Raw genomic sequence first — 21,638 nt, forward strand, 5'->3', positions numbered from 1 at the left:
CACAACGGGCCGGTCCGGCCGGCCTTCGCATTCGACCCTGGAGCCAACATGGCGATCCCGCTCATCGACCCCTATCCCATGCCGACCGAGGACGAGCTCCCGCGCAACACGGCCTCGTGGAGCGTCGATCCGGCCCGCGCGGTGCTGCTCGTGCACGATCTGCAGAACTACTTCCTGAGTCCCTTCGGATACGGCAGCCCGGACACCGGCCGGCAACCGCTGACCGACCTGCTCGACCACACCGATGCTCTGCGCCGGGCATTCACGGCGGCCGGTGCCCCCGTCGTCTACACCGCCCAGCCCGGCGGCATGAGCGACGAGCAGCGCGGACTGCTCAAGGACTTCTGGGGCGCCGGGATGGGCGAGGACGAGGAGCACCGTGCCATCCCCGAGCGGATCGCCCCGGCCCCCGGCGACGAGGTGTTCACCAAGTGGCGCCCCAGCGCCTTCTGCCGCACCGAGCTGCTCGGCCTGCTGCGCCGGACCGGCCGCGACCAGCTGGTGATCTGCGGGGTGTACGCCCATGTCGGGATCCTGATGACCGCGCACGAGGGCTTCTCGCACGACATCCAGACCTTCGTGGTGAGCGATGCGATCGCGGACTTCTCCGCCCGGCGCCACCGGGAGACGCTGGACTACCTCGCCACCCGCTGCTCGGTCACCCTGCCCACCCGGGCCGTGCTGGCCGCCCTGGACGGGGGACGGTCATGACCGCCCATCCGATCCTGGATCGGATACTCGCCACCGACCCGCCGCCGTTCGCCCTGCTGCACCGGCCCGGTACCACCGGGCCCGACCGGATCGACGTACTCACCGGGCAGATCACCGAACGTGAACGGATCGCGGACATCCCGCTCACACCAACGGACACGGTAGCCGGGAACCGGCAGCAGCCGACACACGAGGTGCTGGCCCTGCTGCCCTACCGGCAGATCCGCGAGCGCGGCTTCCCCTGCCCCGACGACGGAGCGCCACTGCTCACGCTGGCCGTGGACGACCAGGCTGTGCTGCCCCTGGAAGACGTCCTCGACCGGCTGCCCGACCTGCCGATCGCCATGGACGAGGGCCGCTTCGACGCCGACGACGAGGAGTACGCCGCCCGGGTCCGCCGGGTGCTCGCCGAGGAGATCGGCCGGGGCGCCGGCGCCAACTTCGTCCTCAGGCGTTCCTTCACAGCGCGGATCGAGGGCTGGTCCGCGCGGACCGCGCTGTCGTTCTTCCGCCGGCTGGCCGGCCGCGACCCGGGCAGCTACTGGTCCTTCGTCGTGCACACCGGGGACCGCACCTTCGTGGGTGCCTCACCGGAGCGTCATGTGAGTCTGGACGCCGGCCGGATCGTCATGAACCCCATCAGTGGTACGTACCGCTATCCGCCGGGCGGCCCCGACCCGGCCGAGGTGCTCGCCTTTCTCGCCGACCCGAAGGAGGCGGGCGAGCTGTACATGGTCCTCGACGAGGAGCTGAAGATGATGGGACGGGTCTGCGACCTCGGCGGCCGGGTCACCGGGCCCTTCCTGAAGGAGATGGGCCGGCTCGCCCACACCGAGTACCTCATCGAGGGGCACAGCTCACTGGACGTACGGGAGATCCTGCGCGAGACGCTGCTCGCGCCGACCGTCACCGGTGGCCCGCTGGAGAGCGCGTGCGAAGTGATCAGTCGTCATGAGCCGGAAGGACGCGGGCACTACGCCGGTGTCGCGGCCCTGATCGGCCGCGATGCTGCTGGCGAGCGAGCCATGGACTCGGCCATCCTCATCCGCACGGCCGAGATCGACGCGGGGGGCCGGGTACGGATCCCGGTGGGCGCCACCCTGGTCCGCGACTCCGACCCCGTGGCCGAGGCCGCGGAGACCCGGGCCAAGGCCGCGGGCCTGATCGAGGCCCTGCGCGCCCCGGTCGGCGGACGGCCCGGCCCCGCACCTGCCCGGCCCGATCCGGTCGCCACTCACCCGGCGGTGCGCGCGGCACTGGCCGAGCGCAACCGGCCGCTGGCCGGATTCTGGTTCCAGGAGCCGGGGGCGCGGGCCCGGCCGACGGCCGCCCTGGTCGGCCGCCGGATCCTGGTGATCGACGCCGAGGACACCTTCACCGCCATGGCGCGCCACCTGCTACAGGCGCAGGGGCTGCGCGTCGACGTTCGTCGTCACGACGAGGAACTCCCGCTCAGCACCTACGACCTGGTCATCGTCGGACCCGGACCGGGCGATCCCCGGGACAGCACCGATCCCAAGATCGCCCGGCTGCGCGGGGTGACCTCGCGGCTCCTGCGGCGCGGTCTCCCGTTCCTCTCCGTCTGTCTGGGACACCAGGTGCTCAGCACCCTGCTCGGACTCCCGCTGGTCCGCCGCGAGGTGCCCGGCCAAGGGGTGCAGCGCACGATCGACTGCTTCGGCCGCAGTGAACCCGTGGGCTTCTACAACACCTTCGCCGCCCACAGCGCGGCGGACCTGATCACCTGCCCCGACCGGGACGGGCCGGTCCGGGTGTTCCGAGAGGCGGACGGAGAGGTGCACGCCCTGCGCGGGCCGGGTTTCGCCTCGGTCCAGTTCCACCCCGCGTCGGTGCTGACGCGGCGCGGTCCCGAGTTGCTCGGAGAGCTGATCAGCGACCTGCTCGGAGAGGTAACAGGTCCTTATCAACGGGATGTTGTCGCAACTGCGATACCTGCATAGCTTTTTTGATGGTAGCGGGCCCGGTGTCGTCCGGGCCGCGGCAGCCTCGTCCGTTCCGCCTATTTCCGCCGCCCCACCATGGAAGGAATCGTCCGATGCGCTTCGACAACGTCTGGATCGCCGGCACCGGAGGCACCCTCGGCGAGTTCGAGCCGGTGGCCGCGGCGGTCGCCGACGGCCGGTACTCGGCCGACGCCGCCGAGAGCACCGGAATGGTCAGCTACGCGCGGTCCACGCAGTCGCCGCCCGAGATGGCGGTGACCGCCGGCCGGCAAGCCGTCAAGGCGGCGGCGGAGACGGGCGCGAGGGTCGACGCGGACACCGTGCTGCTGCACAGCCACGGCCACTTCCAGGGCATCGACCTGTGGCCCGCCGCCTGCTGGATCGCCGGGCAACTGCTCGGCGAGCAGGTCGACTCCACACCGACGACGGTGGGCGCCTGGTCGAACGGCTCCCTGGCCGCGCTCGACGTCGCGGCGTCCACCCTGATCGCCCGTCCGGACGTACCGTCAGCGCTGATCACCCTGGCCGACCGTTTCGCACCCCCCACCGACCGATTCCACACCTCTCCCGGCATGGTCTTCGGCGACGGCGCCGCGGCCGGAGTCGTCACACGCGACACCGGACGGCTGCGGCTGCGCTCGCTGGTGAGCCGGACCGACACCGTTCTGGAGGGACTCTCCCGAGGCACCGAGGCCTTCCGTACCGCGCCCGAGGGGCAGCCGGACATGCGCCGAAGGACCCGGGAGTTCCTCGCGTCCGGTGAGGTCTCGCTCAAGGATGTGCACACCCGCACCGCAGACTGCACCCGGCGTGTGGTCGGCCGTGCCCTGACCGAGGCCGGCATCACCGCCGACGAGATCGACTGGTTCCTGACGCCCTTCGTGGGCCGGACCCTGTACCGCGAGAGCTTCGTACGTCCCCTCGGCATCACCCCGCGCGACACCGTGCACGAACTCGGCCTGACCATCGGCCATCTCGGACCGTGTGACCAGATGTACGGCCTCGACCACCTGCTCAGGAACGACCTGCTCCACCCCGGCGACCGGATCCTCGTGATCGGCACCGGCATGGGCTTCACCTTCTCGGCCGCGGTACTCACCGCCGACGGCGTCCGAGCGTCCCGGGTCGGTCCCGCAGCTCACCCCGCACCCTTCGCCCAAGGAAACGGATCACGTCCATGAGCCCTTTTCGTACCGAGAGCATCGCCCCGGAGTCCCTGGCCGCTCCGGCTCCCGGCTCCGCACAGCTGCCCACCCCGGACGCGCTGCGCGCGCAGATACCGCTGTCCCCTCTCGCGAAGAAGACCACCGCGCTGGCCCGTCGCGACATAGCACGGGTGCTCGCGGGCCGCGACGACCGCATGGTCGTCATCACGGGTCCGTGCTCCGTGCACGACCCGGACGCCGCCCTCGGCTACGCCGAGCGGCTGTCCGCGCTCGCCGCCGAGACCCTGGACCGACTGATCGTGGTCATGCGGGTGTACGTGGAAAAGCCGCGCACCCGGGTCGGCTGGAAGGGGCTGCTCAGCGATCCCCGCCTGGACGGCTCGCACGACCTGCCCAGCGGGCTCGGTCTGGCCCGGGGCCTCATGGCCCGGATCGCCGACATCGGACTGCCGGTGGCCTGCGAGTTCCTCGACCCGCTCGTTCCGCCCTACCTGGCCGACGCCGTCTCCTGGGGGGCGATCGGGGCCCGCACCGTGCAGAGCCAGGTGCACCGCCAGCTCTCCAGCGGCCTCGCCATGCCGATCGGGTTCAAGAACACGACCGACGGCGGTGTCCGGGACGCCGTGGACGCCGTCGTCTCGGCCTCGCGCACCCATGTCCACCCGGGCATCGGCGGTGACGGCCGGGCGGTCGTCATCACGACCCGGGGCAATCCCCACGGCCATGTGGTGCTGCGCGGCGGCTCCGAAGGACCCAACTACGGTCCCGCGCAGGTCGCCGCAGCACTGGAGGAGATCGCTGCCGCCGGACTGCCGCAGCAGTTGATCGTCGACGCCAGCCACGGCAACAGCAACAAGGATCACGAGCGGCAGCCGGTCGTTGTCGGCGACATAGCACGCCGGATCGCAGGCGGCGAGCGGGGGATCGCCGGCGTCATGATCGAGAGCTTCCTCGCCGGCGGCCGCCAGGACCTCGAACTGGGTCGCACCGACCAACTCGTCCACGGTCAGAGCGTGACCGACGCCTGCGTGGACTGGGCGACCACGGTTCGCATGGCCGACGAACTGGCCGCAGCGGTCGACGCCCGCCGGGGCACGCGAACCCGGCGTGATCCGAACGAGAGGCCCTAGGCCCTCCTGCCGGTCTTCGCGGGCCCGGAACGCCTGGCACGGCACCTCGCCGCGTTGTCGTCAGTCGCCCGAGTACGTCCGGTACGAGGACGATCCTCCGCCTTGCGATGCACCGCACCAGACACCCCGGCCTGATCCACGAAGATCGACAGGACAGGACCTGGGCACCCGACCCGCACGCATTCCATCGCACCCGGAACACCACCCGAGAGGAAACAATGCCGTGGCTGTCACCACGAGTTCGTCCCTGCCCCTGGCGCGCGTCCTGGACGGCGCACGGACCGGCGCACTGCACCGGCGCGTCATCGCGGTACCCGCGGCCGTCGCCGACCGGCCCGAGCATTACGCGACGGCTGCCCTGGCGGCGCTCGTACACCGCTACACCGGAGAGACCGATCTCCTGATAGGCCGCCGACGGCAGCCGGGCGTCGACGAGCCGCTCGCGATCCGCGTGGACGGCCCGACCACCGCCGGGGAACTGCTGCGGGCCGTGCCCGAGGCCCCCGTGGTGGCCGAGGACGGCACCGGGCGACCGGCGCACGCCGCGGTCGACAGCACGGGACCCGCGTCCCGGGCACTCGCCGCACTGACTCTTTCGGTGACTGGGCAGGGTTTCGAACTCGCCATGGACAGCGACGAGTTCGACGCCGTGGCGGCCGATCAGTACGCCCGCCACCTGGAGCTGATCCTCGCCGCGCTGGCAGCTGGGCCGGACGGGACGGTCCGGGACATCGCGCTGCTCACCGACGAGGAGTTGCACCGCACCCTGGTGGAGTGGAACGACACCGAGGGACCGGTGGGCCCGGCCTACTTCCACGAGCTGGTCGCCGAGACCGCGCGGCACACCCCCGACGCGGTGGCGGTGATCCTGCCCGGCACCCGGCTCACATACCGCGAACTCGACGGGCAGGCCAATCAGCTCGCCCATCGGCTCGCCGCCCGGGGCGTGCGGCCCGGCGACCGGGTCGGGGTCTGCTTCCCGCGCAGCGCGGAGAGCCTCATCGCCCAACTGGCCTGCTTCAAGCTGGCCAGTGCGGCGATCCTGCTCGACAGCGACTTCCCCGCCGACCGCGTCCGCTACATGATCGAGGACGCCTCGGCCGCCGTCGTACTGACGCTCGCCGCCCACGAGGAGAAGGTCAGCGGCCTCGCCCCGGTGATCGCGCTGGACACCGACGACTGGCGGACCGAGCCGGCCACCGAGGTCAGCGAGCCGGTCGACGCGGACGACCTGATCCACATCTGCTACACCTCCGGATCCACCGGAGCCCCCAAGGCGGTCATGGTCCGCTTCGGGGCCGCCCGCAACCTGATCCACAGCATGGCCGAACTGTGTGGCATGACCGGCGACTCCCAGGGCACCTGGCTGGCCGCCCCCGGCTACGGCATGATCGAGGTCGAGTGCTTCCCGGTGCTCGCCCGCGGCGGCACCGTGCACATCCCCGACGTGTCGGTGGTCGCTTCCGAGCACCGCCTCCAGGAGTGGTTCCTGCGCGAGGGCATCACCACCACCCTGCTGATGAAGCCGATGGCCGAGCGGCTGTGGCGCCTGGAGTGGCCCGAGGGCACGCCGTTGGAGAACATCCGGGTCTGCGGCGAGCGCATCCAGTCCTGGCCCCCGGCCGGCCTGCCGTTCCGGCTGATCAACCTGTACGGGTCCGCGGAGGCCACCGTCGTCGCCAGCTGCGACATCACCGAACTCGCCGAACGGTTCGGCGAGCAGGGCCGTGCCCGTCGACTGCCGCCGATCGGCCGTCCCACCACCAACGTCACCACGTATGTACTCGACGAGGAGCTGCGCCCGCTGCCGCCGGGTCTCGTCGGTGAACTGTGCATCGCCGGCGTCAGCCTCTCGGCCGGCTATCTGGGCCGCCCGGAGGCCACCGCCGAGAAATGGATCACCAACCCCATCGACCCCGCCCGCCACCCCGTCATGTACCGCACCAGCGATCTGGCCAGGTACTGGCCGGACGGCAGCATCGAGATCGTCGGCCGGACCGACAACCAGGTCAAGGTGCGCGGAAACCGTGTCCATCTCGGCGAGATCGAGGTGGTCCTCACCACGCTGCCGGGGGTCAGCCAGGCTGCGGTGCTCGCCCGTCAGGACGACCAGGGAGATGTCCAGTTGACCGCCTACATCGAGCCGGGAGCCGAGCAGGCCCCTTCGGTACGAGACATCCGCCGTGGCCTGGCCCAGCGGCTGCCGTCCTTCATGGTGCCGGCGGTCTACGTCATCGGCGGGCTGCCCACCAGCACCAACGGGAAGATCGACCGCGCAGCGCTGCCGGAGCCGCCGCGTTCGCGCCCCGAACTCGACGTCGCCTACCAGCCCCCTGCCGGGGACCTGGAGGAGTCGCTCCTCGGGTTGTGGACCAAGGTGCTGGAACTCGACGGGGTGGGCACGCAGGACAACTTCTTCGAACTGGGCGGGGATTCGCTGCGTGCCGCCAAGCTGACCGAACTGGTCCGTCGGCGGTTCGCGGTGGACCTCGAGATCGTCGACCTCTTCGACGAAGCGACTGTGGTGAAGATGGCGGCACTGATCGCCGACCGGGCCCCGGCAGCCGCCGCCTGACCCTGGACGCCGTACGCAGGTGCCCCGCCGGATCGACCGGCGGGGCACCTGCGTACGGGAGGCGTCATGCGGCGTTCTGCAGCGGTTTTGCCAGCCAGCCGTCGAGCGCTGCCATGAAGGCCGTGTGGTGGCCGTACCAGGTGAGGTGACCGGCCCCCTCGACGGAGCGGACCTCCACACCCCCGGCCCTGAGTCGCTCGACCGCCTCCGGCGGGACGAAGCGGCTGGGATCGGGGCGGATCATCAGCGAGGGGATGTGCGCCGGCGGGGCGAAGTCCATCCCCGCCACCGAGCCGAACAGGCTCACCGTGGTGGCCACGTCGAATTGTTCGGCCGCCCGCGCCTCGACGCACCGGTCCTGCTGCCGCCAGCCGGGTTCCTGCTGGTGGAGGGCATCGAGCGTCCGACGCGCCTTCGCCTTCGCGTACACCTCGGTGAGCGTCTGCGGATCCACGTCGCCGCGGCTGGGGCCGAACGGGGTGTCCACGTAGACCACCCGCCGCGGGGCGATCCGGTCCAGGGCGGAGGCGAGGACGAAGGCGCCCATCGAGTGGCCGACGGCCAGCTCCGGAGTCGCCGGTACGGTCTCGATAAGTGCGGCGACGAAGCTGTCCAGGTCGGCGCCGGGGTCCGCGGGGGAGAGCCCGTGGCCGGGCAGGTCGACGGCGACCACCCGGTAGCCGCGGGCGGCCATCGCCGGGCCGATCTCCCACCAGCATTCCGAGTTGCTCAGCATTCCGTGGACGAGTACCGCGACGCGGTCGCCCGTGCCCCACTCGCGTATGTGAAGTGTCATGCCGGGAAGAATAGTGGCCGGAATTCCGGGCGGTCGGTGGGCGAGGTGACGGATCATTATAGAAACGAGAAAGGAGAAGCCGTCGCCCGCTGTGCACTGCAGGGCGACGACTCCTTTGGATGTCCCGGGTTCAGAGGTCGGCGGTCTCCAAATGGTTCATGATCTTCTTCAGTTGAGTGGTCCGGTTCTGCTCACCGACCGCTTTGAGGAGCGGCAGCATCAGGTTGTAGCGGCTGGTGCGGTCGAGCCGACCGAACCGCTCGGCGACCTGCGGGTGGTCGCCCAGGGCTGCCGCCAGGTCCGCCGGCACCTCGGCGAGGGCCTGTGATTCATAGGCGGCCGCCCAGCGGCCGTCGCCCTGCGCGGCGCGGATCTCCGCCAGTCCCGGCTCGCGCATGCGCCCGGCCGCGATCAGCGCCTCGACCTTGCGGATGTTGACCATCGACCAGACGCTGTGGGCCCGCCGCGGGGTGAGCTTCTGTAGAAAGAAACTCTCGTCGAGCGATTTCCGCTGGCCCGGGATCCAGCCGTAGCACAAGGCCACATCGAGGGCTTGTGCTGAATTTACCGACGGGATCCCTGACCCCTTCTTGGCGATTTTTAGCCACACCCCGGCAGATTTTTGATGATTCGTTTCGATCCAGTTCTCCAGATCGTTCTCGCTGGGAAAGTGAATTACTTCGGCATCGTCCGTCGAAGCCATACGGGAAATCTGCCCTTCCAGTTCATGCGCTGATGAAATCGGTGGCGCCGTGCAGCCAGGACACCACATCGTGCAGGTCTTCGGTGGAGTGTCCGGCGAGCAGCGCGTTGCGCTCCGATGCGCGGGCTCCGGCGGGGTGGTACAGCTCGCCGCCCATCCAGCGGGCTGCGAGCGTGGTCCGGGCCGTGCGCTCGCGCCGTACGCTGTTGTACTTCTCCAGACGCTGCGGCGCGTCGGCCGAGTCGCAGCGCAGCAACGCGCCGAGCACCACTGCGTCCTCCAGGGCCATGCAGGCCCCTTGGGCCGCGTACTGCAGCATCGGGTGCGCGGCGTCACCGGCCAGTGCCACCCGGCCGTCCACCCACGTCTCCACCGGGTCGCGGTCGCACAACACCCAGACGCGCCAGTCGCGGCCCAGTTCCAGCAACTGGCTTGCGGCATCCGCCATTTCGTCGAACTCCGCCATGACATGGTCGCGGGGGACGGGCACTCCGGTGATCTCGTGACGGGCGTCGTCGTCGCGGGTGGCGGCGAGGTTGAGGAAGGCGCCGCCACCGATCGGATAGTGCACGAAATGCCACTTCGGACCCGCCCACAGGGTCACGGCCCGGGCCCTGAGCCGCTCGGGAACCTGGGACATCGGGATGACGGAGCGGTAAATGGTGTGGCCCGAGATCCGTGGCGGACCGTCACCGACCAGCTGATCGCGCACCGCGGAGCGCAGGCCGTCGGCGCCGACGAGCACCTGTGCCCGGAAGCGGTCACCCGTGGCGGTCGACGCGGTCACGTGCCCGCCCGACTGCTCGTAGCCGGTGACACGTTGTCCGGCGAGCAGCTCGACGCCGGCGTCCCGGCAGCCGTCGAGCAGCGCCCGGTGCAGATCCGCGCGGTGCACCACCGCGTAGGGGTTGCCGAACCGGTTCCGGTAGCCGCCGGTCAGTGGCATGGCGGCGACCTGCTGTCCCGATGTGCCGTCCATGAAGCGGAGTTCGTCGATGAAGTCGGCGCGGTCGGTCACGTCGGCGCGGACGCCCAGGGCGTCCAGGGCGTGAAAGGCGTTGGGCGCCAGCTGGATTCCGGCCCCGATCTCGGTGTACTCGGGGCGGCTCTCCAGGACGGTCACCCGGTGTCCACTGCGGGCCTGGCCCAGCGCGGCCGACAGTCCGCCGATGCCGCCGCCCGCGACGAGTATATGAGTCATGGCTCTTTCCTGGTCCTCTCCGCACACGTGTGCAGGGATGGTGCGGCGGCCGGCTCCCGGGGGGAGAGAGCCGGCCGCGCGCGGGGGCGGCGGCGCACCACCGGCGCTACTTGGCTGCTGCAGGCGCCTCGATGCCGTCCGTGGAGGTGGACGCGGCCGGGGTGGGCTCGGCCCCGGGGCGCGCCGCCGCGGCGACGGCCGTGCCGCGCAGGCCGAGGACCGACACCGCGACGATGCCGACGGAGAGCGCGCCGGTGAACCAGAACGCCGCCTGGAAGCCGTCGATCGGGATGGCCCGGACGGCGCCGTGAGCGATGCCCGCGATTGCCACACCCAGCGCGAGGCAGAGGCCGACGCCCAGCTGGCGCGCGGAGTTGTACAGGCCGGAGGCGAGGCCCATCTGCGGCCCGTCCACCCCGCTGGTGGCGGCAACGGCGGTGGTGATCATCATGACCGTCACCCCCAGACCGAGCAGGACACCGCCGGGCAGCACCACGAGCAGATACGAACTGTCGGCCGTGACCTGGGCGAGCAGTACCGAACCGGCGGCGAGGAACACACCGCCGATGGTGAGTGTGTTGCGGGCGCCCAGCTTCTCGGTGAGACGGATCACCGGGACGCTGGCGAGGAAGACCACGAACGCCTGCGGGAAGAAGGCAAGTCCGGTCTTGACGTCGGAGTAGCCGAGCACCTGCTGCAGATACAGGGTGATGAAGAACGTCGACACGGACATCACGCCACCCGACAGGAATGCGATGCCGTTACCGGAGGAAAGACTGCGGTTGCGGAAGACCGACAGCGGCACGAGTGGCGCGGACACCCGGGTCTGCACGACCAGGAAGGCGATCAGAAGCACGGCACCGGCCGTCAGCGCGATGATCACGGGCCTCGACCCCCAGCCCTCGTCGGAGGCGACGGTCAGGCCGTAGCTGAACGCGCACATCGCCGAGGTGACCAGGACCGCGCCGGGCACGTCGAGCCGGGCGGCACGGGTGCTGAGGTGGTCGGCCACGAGCTTCCGGACGGCAAGGGCCACCAGGACGATGCCGACCGGGAGGTTGACCAGCATCACCGCGCGCCAGCTGATGTACTCGGTGAGCAGACCGCCGGCCGCCACACCGCCGGAGAAGCCGGCCGAGGAGACCGCGCCGAAGACGCCCATAGCCTTCACGCGTTCCTTGCCCTCCGGAAAACCGGCGGCGATCAGCGCGAGGACGGCGGGCGAGACCGCTGCGGCCGACAGGCCCTGCAGCGCGCGCGCGGCGACCAGGACGAACGGTTCGGTGGCGAGACCGCCGACCAGTGAGGCGAGGGTGAAGACGGCCAGTCCGGTCACGAACAGCCGCTTGCGGCCGATGGCGTCACCTGCCCGGCCGCCCAGCAGCAGGAACCCGCCGTAGAAGAGCGCGTAGGCGCCCACGACCCACTGCAGTCCGCTGTCGGTGAAGCCGAGGTCGCGCTGCATCCCGCCGAGCGCGACATTCACGATGGCGAAGTCGAGGGCGAGCATGAACTGTGCGGTGCACAGCAGGAGAAGCGGCGGTCGCCCGCTGGTGTTGCCGGCCATGGGATTCCTTCCGTGGGGGGAGATGGATACCGGTCAACTCAAGTGCCCGGTAATGTGTGTGGAATGAGAGGGAAATCACGCGTGCGGCAACCGGGGGACCGTGAGGTGGCGCCCGGTCGGCTCGCCCTGGTGCAGTCCTTCGTCAACAGCGTCAATGTCGAGTTCGGACCGGATGAGTTCGCCACGGTCGGGGGGCTCACGCGCTGGCTTGAGGAGTTCGGCCCGCCCGGCGCTGCCTGCCGGGTCACCGAGGCCGACCGCAGGCGCGCGGTCGAACTGCGGGAGGCACTCAGGGGGTTGCTGCGGGAGAACAACGGCGGCGCCCCCGAGCCGGAGGCCCGCGCCGACATCGAGCGTGTCGCCGCGCACTGCCCACTGGTCCTCGGCTTCGACGAATCCGGCCTGCCCGGACTGCGGCCCGCCCACGAGGGGGTTCGCGGGTTGATGGGGCAGGTGCTCGGCATCGTCGTCGAGGCGGCCCGCGAAGGCACCTGGCAGCGACTGAAGTCCTGTCGCGACCATCGCTGCGAGTGGGCCTTTTACGACCGTGCGCGCAATGGGTCCGGCCGCTGGTGCGCCATGGCGGTATGCGGCACCCGCTCCAAGATGCAGGTGTACCGGCAACGGGTGAAGGCCGCAGCGGGTGGCTGACGCGGTCACGGCGCGTACTCCTTGCCCAGGACCAGGCGCGCCACGGTCAGTTTGGTGGCCGCGGCGGTGCCGTCCGCGAGCTGGAGGCCGATGACATCGCGGAGCCGCTGGGCCACGGGGCCGTCCTCGCTCCAGCCGAGATGACCCATCGTCAGCAGAGCCTGGTGGGTGGCTTCCACGGCCGCCTTGGGCGCCCACCACTTGGCCATGTTCGACGGGATACGGGGGTCTTCGCCGCGATCCGCCTTGCACAGTGCCTCGTAGGCGACCAGGCGCGCCGCGTGCAGCAGGGTGGTGTGCTCCACGAGTGGGAACGACACCGACTGGAACCGGCCGATGGGCCGGCCGAAGGCGGTCCGCCGGGCGGCATGGGCATACGCCTCGTCCAGGGCGGCGTTGCCGACCGCGATCGCCATCAGCGCGATCAGCGCCCGGGAGACGCCGAAACCGCGCATCACCGCCTGGAAGCCGCCGCCCGGTTCGCCGACCAGGTCACGAGGGCCGACGCGCAGACCGTCGAGGACGAGTCGGCCACGGCCGCCGGCCTTGCAGCCGAGATCGGTCAGCCCTTCCCGGCGGACCCGTGCGTCGTCCAGCCGGATGTAGAAGGCGCTGATACCGCGGGAGCCCTCGTCACCGGTGCGGGCGAACACCAGCGCATGGGTGGCGTAGGCCGAGATCATGATCGAGGTCTTCTCGCCGGTGAGCAGCCAGCCGTCGCGGTCCGGCCGCGCGCTGAGCTGGATGCCCGCGGCGTCCGTGCCGTGGTCGGGCTCGGTCAGTGCGAGGGCGACCACGGCCTCGCCGCGGGCGATCGGTGGCAGCCAGGCCGCCCGCTGCTCCGGGTCGCCGTTGTCGGCGAGCACGCCGCCGACGAGCGCGGCGTTGAGCACCGGGAAACACACCGACAGGTCGGCCGCCGCCAGTTGCTCCAGCGCGATGCCCGCACTGACGGCGTCGAGACCGAGACCGCCGTACTGCTCGGGGAGCCGCAGCGCGAACAGGTCCGCGGCGGCCATGTCCGCGATCAGCCCCGGGCGGTAGGTGCCGTCGCGGTCTTGCTCCCGGCGGTGCGGGGCAATCCTGTCGGCCGCGAACTCGGCCATTCGCTTGGCCAGTTCGTTCTGCGAGGGGGTGAACGTGAAGTCCATGAAGCCGTGCTTCCTTCTCTTGGGTTCCGGGCGTCAGGCCGAGGAGCTCTGTGCGTGCAGCAGGTCGCGCAGCGCGAATTTCTGGATCTTTCCGGAGGGGGTGCGGGGTAGTTCCGGCAGCTTTTCCACCCGCTCCGGCCAGTACGTCCTGGTCATACCGAGCGCGGCCAAGTGGTCCCGCAGTTCGGGCAGCCCCGGGGCCGGACCGGTGGTGACCAGGAAGGCGCAGGCGCGCTCGCCGAGCCGCTCGTCCGGGTATCCGACCACTGCGACGTCCTTGATCGCGGGGTGGCGCAGGAGTGCGCCCTCGACCTCGACGACCGGAATGTTCTCGGCGCCGCGCACGATCATGTCCTTGATCCGTCCGGCGATGCGGATACCGCCGTGGCCGTCGTCCCGGGCCAGGTCACCGGTGTCGAACCAGCCGTCGGCGGTGACCGACGCGGCGTAGGTCTCCTGCCGCCGGAAGTAACCCAGGCACTGTCCGGCGCCGCGCACCTGGAGCCGTCCGCTTTCTCCGGGCCGCAGCACCCTGCCGCCGTCCCGGCCGGTGATGCGGATCTCCATGCCCGGGACCACGGTGCCGTCGCTCTCGGCGGCCCGCAGCGCCGGCTGTCCGGGCCGGGTGACGGTCACACAGCCGTTCTCCGTCATGCCCCACAGTGCGTACACCCGGCAGCCGAGCACCGCATCGGCGTCCTCCACGAGCAGCGGCGCTATCGGTGCGCTGCCGGTGGCGAAGCTGCCCAGCGCGGACAGGTCATGGGGCTTGCGGCGCTGGGCGTCGATCAGGTCGGAGAGGAAGGTGGGCGCACCCATGAAGAACGTCACCCGCTGCTCCTGGAGGATGCGCAGCATCCGCTCCGCGTCCCACCGGTCCACCTGCACCGCGGTGGCGCCGAGCAGCAGCGGCATCACGAAGTTCCAGGTGAAACCGGCCTGATGGGTGGTGGGTGAGCCCATCGCGGTGATCTCGTCGTTGGTGAGGCCGAGGACGTCGGCCTGGGCCTTGTTCATCGCGTACAGGGTGTTGTGGCTGTGTACGACGCCCTTGGGTTCCCCGGTGGTGCCGGAGGTGAACATGATCTGAGCGGCGTCGTCGGGCCCGGCCTCGAGACCGTCGAGGGAGGCGAGCAGGTCCGGGTCGGGTTCGGGAGCGTAGAGGTCGCGTGTGAAGTCCCATGCGTCGCTGTCCTGTTGGCCGTCCCCGCCGAGAAGGACCCGATGGCGCAGGGTGGGCACGGCAGCGGCGACCTCGGCGCTCATCCGGGCATAGGAGAAGTCACGTATCTCTGCGGCCGCGATGTAGACCGGGCTGGCGGTGAGCCGGGTCATGAACTCCACCTCGCGGCGGCGCATGGTCGGCACCACGGGACCGGCGACCGCACCGATCCGCGCTGCCGCCAGGCAGAGTGCCACCAGCTGCCAGGAGTTGGGCAGTTGCAGTGTCACCACGTCGCCACGACGCACGCCGAGGCGGAGCAGTGCGACCGCGAGTCGGTCGACCCGGCGGGCGAGCTCGGCATAGTTCACGGTCTCGGCCTCGGTGCCGGAGTAGCAGACCAGAGCGGGCTTGTCCGGCCGGAGCGCGGCCCAGCGGCGCAGGTCGTGCAGGATCGTCTCGTCACGCCACCATCCGGCCGCGCGCCAGTTGGACTCGGGCAGTTGAAGCGCGCCCGGCTCGTGTTGTGTCGTCGTGGTCATCGGGTGCCTCCCTGGGGAATGCCGAGCGCCCGGCGGGCACGGTCGGCGATGGACCGGGCGCTGACACCGCCCTGTTCGAGGAGCAGGCGCTGGCTTCCGGCGACCGGGACGAAGGCGTCCGGCATCGCGACCCGGTGGACCTGGACCGGGCGCAGCGCGCTGAGCTCCTCGGCGACCGCGGAGCCGAATCCGCCGGCCGCCCAGTGCTCCTCCACCGTGATCACGGTCCGCTGGTCACCCAGGGCATCGAGCAGCGCCGGGGTGTCGAGCGGCTTGACGGTGTGCAGGTGCAGGACGTTCGCCGAAATGCCGTCCGCTGCGAGGAGTTGCGCCGCTTCCAGGGCCGCCAGGACCGGGTAGGGCCCGCAGGCGGCCACAGTGAGGTCCGTACCGCGGCGCAGGATCTGGGCCTTGCCGAGCCGTGGCGGTTCGGCGTCGGCCGGCAGGGCCGGGGTGGCGCCCCGGCCGAGGCGGAAGTAGACCGGTCCGCCCGACGCGAGTGCCTGGCGCAGCAGCTGGGCGGTCTGGGCGGGGTCGCCGGGCACCACTACGGTCATGTGGGGCAGCACCCGGATCGACGCCAGGTCCTCCAGGGCGTGATGCGTGGGGCCGAGATGACCGGCCGACACGCCGGAGTGGGTGGCCGCGATCAGTACCGGCAGATTGCCCAGGGCGATGTCGAGCTTCACGGCCTCCAGGGCTCGGGACGAGGCGAACGCCGCCATGGTGTTGACCAGCGGGATGCGGCCCTCGCGGGCGAGCCCCGCGGCCGCACCCATCAGCGTGTGCTCGGCGATACCGAGGTTGAGATAGCGCTCCGCACCGGCGCCGAAGTCGACGCCGCCGAACAGGCCGGTGTCGCTGTCCAGGACAACCAACCGGTCCTCACGGGGCAGGAGTTCGACGACGGTGTCGCGGTAGACCTCGCGGGCGGAGCGGTCGGGCACGGGGGGTGCGGGCCGCTGCGCGACGGAACGGGAACCGGCCGGGGCGGGGGCGGTGGTCGTGGTCATCGGCGGGCCTCCGCGTCGGCGCGCAGAGCCTTGAGGAGCTGCAGCTGCTGTCGTCGGCCGAGCCGGGCATAGTGGCTGCGGGCCTGGCCCTCGATCCGGGCGAGTCCCTTGCCCTTGACGGTGTGCGCGATCAGGACGGTGGGCCGGTGTGGATCGGGTGCCAGGGAGAGCGCGGCGGTGAGCGCCTCGGTGTCGTGGCCGTCGGCCTCGAGGACCCGCCAGCCGAAGGCACGCCAGCGGTCGGCCAGAGGTTCGAGGGCGCCGACCGACTCGGTCGGGCCGCTGATCTGCAGGCCGTTGCGGTCCACGATCGCGGTGAGCGCGCCGAGCCGCTGTGCGGAGGCGACCGAGGCGGCCTCCCACACCGACCCCTCCTGGAGCTCGCCATCCCCCAGCACGACGAAGCAGCGACGGTCCGACCGTTCGAGCCGGTGCGCCAGGGCGTGACCGACGCCGACGGCCAGCCCGTGCCCGAGGGATCCGGAGGGCATCTCCACGCCGGGGATCCCGGGATGCGGGTGGGCCGTGAAGTGGCTGCCCGGCCTGGCGTACGAGGCGAGCTCCTCGGCCGGGAAGTAGCCGGCCTCGCAGAGCGTCGCGAACAGGCCGATGCCGCCGTGCCCCTTGCTGAGCAGCAGCACATCGCGCTCGGGCAGGCCCGGAAAGCCGGGGTCATGGCGCAGCACCCGGAAGTAGAGCACGGCCAGGATCTCCACCAGGGACATCGAACCGCCCAGGTGACCGCCCTCGGGAGACGCGCACATCGTCACGATGTGCTCCCTGATCCGGGTGGTGATCTCGGGCAGATCGTCACCCCTGTGCGGGCCGACGACGGGGTGGTCGACGGCCGTTGTGGCCGGCGGCGGGGTGCCGCGCAGCAGGGGAGGGCTGCTCATGCCTGGTCCTTTCGGTGCGTTGCTGCGGGATGGGCGTACAACGGTGGCGGCAGGTCAGTTGGGGTGCAGCCCGGTGAACTCGAGGCCGCGCTCCTCCGGTTCGCCGAAGCGCACGTTCATGCACTGCACGGCATTGCCCGCGCCGCCCTTGACGAGGTTGTCCAGCGCCGCGATCACGGTGACGGTGGAGGCGCCGCGGTCCAGGGCGAAGCCGACGTCGCAGAAGTTGGAGCCGGACAGGATCTTGGCGTCCGGGAACCGGTGCATCCCGCGCCGGGCGGCGACGACCCGGACGAAGGGTTCGTCGGCGTACCGGGACCGGTAGGTGGCACGGATGGCGCGCTCGTCCACTCCGTCGGCCAGCGCCGCCCGGCACAGCAGCTGCACACCGCGCACCGCCTCGATTCCGGTCGCCGTCATCCGTACGGTGTGCCCGGTCACCTGCGCGATCTCGGCTTCGTGTCGGTGCCTGGTGGGCGCGAACACCCGGAGCGCCCCGCTGCGTTCGGCGTGCAGGTTCTCCGATCCGGCCTTGGCTCCGGAGCCGCTGGACCCGGTACGGGCGTCCACTGTGATGTCGCCCTGGACCAGCCCGGCGCTGGTGAGCGGGGCCAGCGAGAGGATGCCGGCCGTGGCCATGCAGCCGGGCACGGAGATTCGGTCGGCGGTGCGCAGCCGCTCCCGGTGGAACTCGGGGATCCCCGGGGTGAAGGTGTCGAGCAGGCCGGGCGCCTCGTGCTGGGTGCCGTAGTAGTCCTCGTAGACGTCGGTGTCCCGCAGCCGGAAGTCCCCGGAAAGATCGATGACCACCCTCGCGGTGGCGAGGTACTCCGGCATGCGTTGCATGGTCTCCCGGTGCGGGGTGGCCAGGAACAGCACGTCGGGGTGGCCGATCTGGTCGTAGGAGGCGAACGTCAGCCGGGTGCGCCCGCGCAAGTTGGGATGGACACTGTCGACGGGGCGCCCGCGCAGGGTACGGGACACGGCGCCTGCGAGTTCTACCTGTGGGTGGTTGACCAGCAGGCGGAGAAGTTCGCCGCCGATGTAGCCGGCCGCGCCCACGACGGCTGCCCGGATCACGCCTGTGCCTCCTCGATGAGCAGGGTGGCGATGGCGTCCGCCACGTCGATGTCCGTCCCATGGCTCTGTTGCAGCCCCCGGAACTCCACCCGGTCGTTGACCTCGAGCACCGTGAGCCGGCCGTCGGGGTCCTGGAGCAGGTCCACCCCTCCGATGTGTGCGCCGACGGTGTCCGCCGCGGCCACGGCGAGATCGGTCAGACCGGCGTCGAGCGGGCAGGGCTCGCTGACTGCCCCGCGGGCGACGTTCGTGCGCCACTGATCGCTTCTGCGGTACGTCGCTGCGATGGCCCGGCCGCCCACCACGAGGACCCGGATGTCCCGGTCGGCCTTGGCGACTTCGCGCTGCAGGTAGACGATGTGCGACTGCGGAGAGGGCAGTGCGGCCAGGTGCTCCAGGACGGCCGCGGCCATCGCCCGGTCGCTGACCCGGGTCACCAGACGCCCCCAGGATCCGACCAGGGGCTTGATCACGGCGGGGTAGCCGAACTGCTCGAGGGTCTCGAGCGCCGCTTCCGGGGTCAGCGCGAGGGCGGTCTCGGGTGTCGGCAGGCCGCGGGCGATCAGCGCCGCCGAGGTCTGCCACTTGTCACCGCACACCGCCGTGGCTGCAGCGGTGTTGAGTACCTTCGTGCCCGTCGACTCCAGGGCGCCGGCCGCATACAGCGCCCGGTAGTGGCCGACCTCCCGGTTGAGGACGGTCGGCGGGCCGGTCCAGGGCGCGCCCGCCCGGACCGACAGCGCGCGGGGGTCGATCTGTTCGCATGCGGCGCCACGCCTCTCCAGCGCTGCCAGGATGAGTTTCTCCTCGAAGCGGACTCGTGAGGCGAGCACACCGAGCCGCAGTGCCGCGGAAATCATCGCCTTGTTCTCCTTCCCTCGTGTCGGAGTCGGCTCTGCCTATTCGCCCCAGTCCTCCTCGACCTCGGGCGCGAGCACGAGCCGGGGCGGCTCGATGGATTCGACTTCCAGCTCCGTTCGGCATTCGCGGCACTCGAGTATTTCGCCTATCCGGGTATCGCTCTCCCAGGCGACTTCGGCATCGCATTCGAGGCATTCGGTGGCCATCAGGGTCTGAGACATGACATTCCCCTCAATCGGTTGAAACAGATGAAACGAGATTTACTTTATCCCCGGAATTTCTTCCGTTCGGCCGGGTTTCATGAGCGGCTCGAATGGGAGTGAACGCGGCTGCTTATGCACGAGGGAGTACAGGGGCGCTCGGGATCAGGCCGCCGATGTACTCAGGGAGGCCGTCATGGGGCGGCCGGGGTCCGCGGGGTCGAGCGGATATCCCTGCAGGGCCTGCCGGAACGCCTTCTCCGCGATCCGGGCGAAGCCCTGCGGGACGGCGCCGGGGGCCAGTGCGAGCGTCACCGGCAGCGGGGCCGGCGGTTGCGGAAGCCCCGGATGCGCGGTCGGGGCCAGCCCCCACAACTCGTCACCGTTGGCGACCAGGCAGGCCATACCGAGGCCCGCCTTGGCAGCCGAGCGCAGGCCGATCAGCTCGGGCCCTTCGTACGCGATCCGCCAGGGGATGCCCGCATCGTCGAGGACCTCGCCGACCAGTCCGCGCAAGGTGCACGGCGCGGGAAACAGTGCCAGCGGCAGGGCATCCCGTTCGCCGGTGGCAGGACGGCCGAACCAGGCCACGCGCATCCTGCCGAGTTCGAGGGTGTTCGTGCCCGCGACCGGCGGGCCGGCGTGGAGCAGCAGGGCCGCATCGAGCTGACCCGTGCCGAGCTGCTCGGCCAGTGCCTCGCTCGTCCCCGTCCGGACCCGGAGCTGCACGTGGGGCAGCCCTCGGTTGACCCGGCGCAGGAACTCGGGAAGGACCTCGGCGAGCTGGCTGGTCACGCCGACCGAGAGGAGCACCTGGCCGGCCTCGGGCACGAAACGGGCGACCGCCTCGTCGTTGAGCGCCACCATGCGGCGGGCGTATTCGAGCAGCTCCTCACCCTGTGGGCTGAGCTGCATCTCCCGCCCCGTGGAGGCGAAGACCGGCCTCTTGATGAGGCCGCTCAACTGGCGGATCTGCTGACTGACCGCGGGCTGGGTGATGTGCAGCGCCTCTGCGGCCCGCCGGAATCCGCCGTGCTCGACCACGGCCACCAGCGCCCTCAGACGATTTATCTGCAAGTCATGTCGCATTCTCCCACCCCGTCTTCCGATCGGCATTCTTTGGAGCCGTGGGCAGCTTAGAGCGAGCCGGTTCGGCGTTGCCACGGCGCCGCTCACGGGATGCGTATGAGATCTTCATGTCCGGTGCGTGCAGATTTCCTGAACATGAATCACCGCGACTTATCCAGATCATAAAAAACGGGTGCTGGATTCATCCCTCAAATTTCTGAAGGCGGCCTAATGTCAATCCCGACCCGAGGCCGTTCCAGAGCTACTCAGGGAGAAAAAAAATGCTGGCAGCAGCCGCCTCTTCAGCAGTACAGCAGGGAGTCCGGATACAGCTCGCCGACCCGGACCTCGCCGAGCGGAGCCCCGGTGAGGAATTCGCCTGGTCCGTGCGCGGTGCCGCGGCCGAAGAGGATCGTGTCGTGCCGTTCCGCGCCCATCTCCCGGCCGTTTTCCCGCTGTTCGCCACCCGCCCCCGTTATGCCGTCCGTCACCTGCTGAAGACGGCGTCGGTTGCCGACGCCCCGGTGCCCTTCGTGCATGAGCCGGCCGCGCACCTTGCCGCCTCCGGTACCTCGTACCGGACCACCCCGGAAGAGTCCTTCACCGCCCGCGTGGAGCACGCCGAGCTCACCGACCTGAAGGTACGGGTGCCACTGCCCGCCGGGCTTCTCGACGAGCCCGCGCTGCTCGCCTCGTTCATCGACTACCGGGTCCTGGTCCGGCTGTCGGTCGTGGAGAACCAGACCCTCCTGCACGGCAGCGACGACAAGGCCATCAGCGGCCTGCTCGACCTTCCAGGGATCCGCCGGGGCAGCCTGGGCCACGACGTGTACGCGTCCATCACCGAGGCGGCCGCCGAGGTGGAGGAGACCGGCGGCTCCTGCGACGGCATCGTCGTCCACCCCTTCACCTACTGGGAGTTGGTCCGTGCCGGAGTGCTCGGCAGGCTCGGGGAGGCGGGCATCACCGTCTCCCGCACGCGCATGATCCCGCGCGGCCAGGTCCTGCTCGGCGACTTCCGGGCCGCGGTCACCCTGCTGGTGCCGCGGGTCGCCTCGCTGGCCCTGCTACGGGGCCGGGGGCCGGACGGGTCCGATGTCGTCGAGGCGACCAGTCGCATTGGTCTCGCCGTCCATCTGCCCCAGCACTTCCTGCTTCTGACCCGCGACTGACCCCGCGACAGCCGACGAAGGGAACCCAA

The 21,638-nt window shown here is 70.7% G+C and carries 19 protein-coding genes; 7 read left to right on the top strand and 12 right to left on the bottom strand.

Going from position 1 to position 21,638, the window contains the following annotated elements; genetic code table 11:
* Positions 1 to 48: 48 nt before the first annotated feature.
* The 5 genes from ACZ7L9_RS26930 to ACZ7L9_RS26950 all read left to right on the top strand — a co-directional run bounded on the left by ACZ7L9_RS26930 (position 49) and on the right by ACZ7L9_RS26950 (position 7,546).
* A complete protein-coding gene (locus tag ACZ7L9_RS26930) occupies positions 49 to 711 on the top strand; it encodes an isochorismatase family protein (protein WP_471419014.1) in 663 nt (220 codons plus the stop codon).
* Positions 708 to 2,672 (top strand): anthranilate synthase family protein, encoded by a 1,965-nt coding sequence (locus ACZ7L9_RS26935; RefSeq protein ID WP_471419016.1) that lies wholly within the window; start codon positions 708 to 710, stop codon positions 2,670 to 2,672. Before ACZ7L9_RS26930 ends, ACZ7L9_RS26935 begins: the two co-directional genes overlap by 4 nt.
* A 95-nt stretch (positions 2,673 to 2,767) precedes the next feature.
* Entirely contained in the window at positions 2,768 to 3,856 is a 1,089-nt protein-coding gene (locus tag ACZ7L9_RS26940) for a ketoacyl-ACP synthase III family protein (RefSeq protein ID WP_471419018.1), read from the top strand.
* Complete coding sequence (locus tag ACZ7L9_RS26945) at positions 3,853 to 4,971, top strand: 3-deoxy-7-phosphoheptulonate synthase (protein WP_471419020.1); 1,119 nt, start codon at positions 3,853 to 3,855, stop codon at positions 4,969 to 4,971. Before ACZ7L9_RS26940 ends, ACZ7L9_RS26945 begins: the two co-directional genes overlap by 4 nt.
* Before the next feature lie 223 nt (positions 4,972 to 5,194).
* Positions 5,195 to 7,546 (top strand): non-ribosomal peptide synthetase, encoded by a 2,352-nt coding sequence (locus tag ACZ7L9_RS26950; protein WP_471419022.1) that lies wholly within the window; start codon positions 5,195 to 5,197, stop codon positions 7,544 to 7,546.
* Positions 7,547 to 7,610: 64 nt separating this feature from the next.
* Here the strand turns inward: ACZ7L9_RS26950 and ACZ7L9_RS26955 are convergent, their stop codons facing one another.
* From ACZ7L9_RS26955 to ACZ7L9_RS26970, 4 genes are all read right to left on the bottom strand, one after another.
* Positions 7,611 to 8,342 (bottom strand): alpha/beta fold hydrolase, encoded by a 732-nt coding sequence (locus ACZ7L9_RS26955; RefSeq protein ID WP_471419024.1) that lies wholly within the window; start codon positions 8,340 to 8,342, stop codon positions 7,611 to 7,613.
* 130 nt (positions 8,343 to 8,472) lie between these two features.
* Positions 8,473 to 9,045, bottom strand: coding sequence for a YdeI/OmpD-associated family protein (locus ACZ7L9_RS26960; protein ID WP_471419026.1), 573 nt, complete (start codon positions 9,043 to 9,045; stop codon positions 8,473 to 8,475).
* 22 nt (positions 9,046 to 9,067) lie between these two features.
* The gene (locus ACZ7L9_RS26965; protein WP_471419028.1) at positions 9,068 to 10,246 is read right to left on the bottom strand and encodes a 3-hydroxybenzoate 6-monooxygenase; all 1,179 of its coding nucleotides are present in this window, start codon (positions 10,244 to 10,246) and stop codon (positions 9,068 to 9,070) included.
* A 106-nt stretch (positions 10,247 to 10,352) separates the two neighbouring features.
* Positions 10,353 to 11,813: an MFS transporter gene (locus ACZ7L9_RS26970; RefSeq protein WP_471419030.1), complete on the bottom strand. Its 1,461-nt coding sequence runs from the start codon at positions 11,811 to 11,813 to the stop codon at positions 10,353 to 10,355.
* Positions 11,814 to 11,894: 81 nt separating this feature from the next.
* Between ACZ7L9_RS26970 and ACZ7L9_RS26975 the strand changes: the two genes are divergently transcribed.
* Positions 11,895 to 12,464, top strand: coding sequence for a CGNR zinc finger domain-containing protein (locus ACZ7L9_RS26975; RefSeq protein ID WP_471419032.1), 570 nt, complete (start codon positions 11,895 to 11,897; stop codon positions 12,462 to 12,464).
* 5 nt (positions 12,465 to 12,469) lie between these two features.
* Here the strand turns inward: ACZ7L9_RS26975 and ACZ7L9_RS26980 are convergent, their stop codons facing one another.
* The 8 genes from ACZ7L9_RS26980 to ACZ7L9_RS27015 form a co-directional block, all read right to left on the bottom strand.
* Positions 12,470 to 13,615, bottom strand: coding sequence for an acyl-CoA dehydrogenase family protein (locus ACZ7L9_RS26980; protein ID WP_471419034.1), 1,146 nt, complete (start codon positions 13,613 to 13,615; stop codon positions 12,470 to 12,472).
* 33 nt (positions 13,616 to 13,648) lie between these two features.
* Complete coding sequence (locus ACZ7L9_RS26985; protein ID WP_471419035.1) at positions 13,649 to 15,319, bottom strand: AMP-binding protein; 1,671 nt, start codon at positions 15,317 to 15,319, stop codon at positions 13,649 to 13,651.
* Complete coding sequence (locus tag ACZ7L9_RS26990) at positions 15,316 to 16,332, bottom strand: transketolase family protein (RefSeq protein ID WP_471419037.1); 1,017 nt, start codon at positions 16,330 to 16,332, stop codon at positions 15,316 to 15,318. Before ACZ7L9_RS26990 ends, ACZ7L9_RS26985 begins: the two co-directional genes overlap by 4 nt.
* On the bottom strand, positions 16,329 to 17,228 hold the full coding sequence (locus ACZ7L9_RS26995; RefSeq protein WP_471419039.1) for a transketolase: 900 nt from the start codon (positions 17,226 to 17,228) through the stop codon (positions 16,329 to 16,331). Before ACZ7L9_RS26995 ends, ACZ7L9_RS26990 begins: the two co-directional genes overlap by 4 nt.
* Positions 17,229 to 17,282: 54 nt before the next feature.
* The gene (gene argC, locus ACZ7L9_RS27000) at positions 17,283 to 18,308 is read right to left on the bottom strand and encodes an N-acetyl-gamma-glutamyl-phosphate reductase (protein ID WP_471419041.1); all 1,026 of its coding nucleotides are present in this window, start codon (positions 18,306 to 18,308) and stop codon (positions 17,283 to 17,285) included.
* On the bottom strand, positions 18,305 to 19,168 hold the full coding sequence (locus ACZ7L9_RS27005; protein ID WP_471419043.1) for a RimK family alpha-L-glutamate ligase: 864 nt from the start codon (positions 19,166 to 19,168) through the stop codon (positions 18,305 to 18,307). Before ACZ7L9_RS27005 ends, argC begins: the two co-directional genes overlap by 4 nt.
* A gap of 39 nt (positions 19,169 to 19,207) precedes the next feature.
* Complete coding sequence (locus ACZ7L9_RS27010) at positions 19,208 to 19,390, bottom strand: lysine biosynthesis protein LysW (protein WP_471419045.1); 183 nt, start codon at positions 19,388 to 19,390, stop codon at positions 19,208 to 19,210.
* A 144-nt stretch (positions 19,391 to 19,534) separates the two neighbouring features.
* On the bottom strand, positions 19,535 to 20,446 hold the full coding sequence (locus ACZ7L9_RS27015) for a LysR family transcriptional regulator (RefSeq protein WP_471419047.1): 912 nt from the start codon (positions 20,444 to 20,446) through the stop codon (positions 19,535 to 19,537).
* 272 nt (positions 20,447 to 20,718) lie between these two features.
* Between ACZ7L9_RS27015 and ACZ7L9_RS27020 the strand changes: the two genes are divergently transcribed.
* Positions 20,719 to 21,609, top strand: coding sequence for a family 3 encapsulin nanocompartment shell protein (locus ACZ7L9_RS27020; RefSeq protein WP_471419049.1), 891 nt, complete (start codon positions 20,719 to 20,721; stop codon positions 21,607 to 21,609).
* The last annotated feature ends 29 nt before the right edge of the window (positions 21,610 to 21,638 follow it).

Source organism: Streptomyces sp. NPDC111516 (assembly GCF_055635345.1).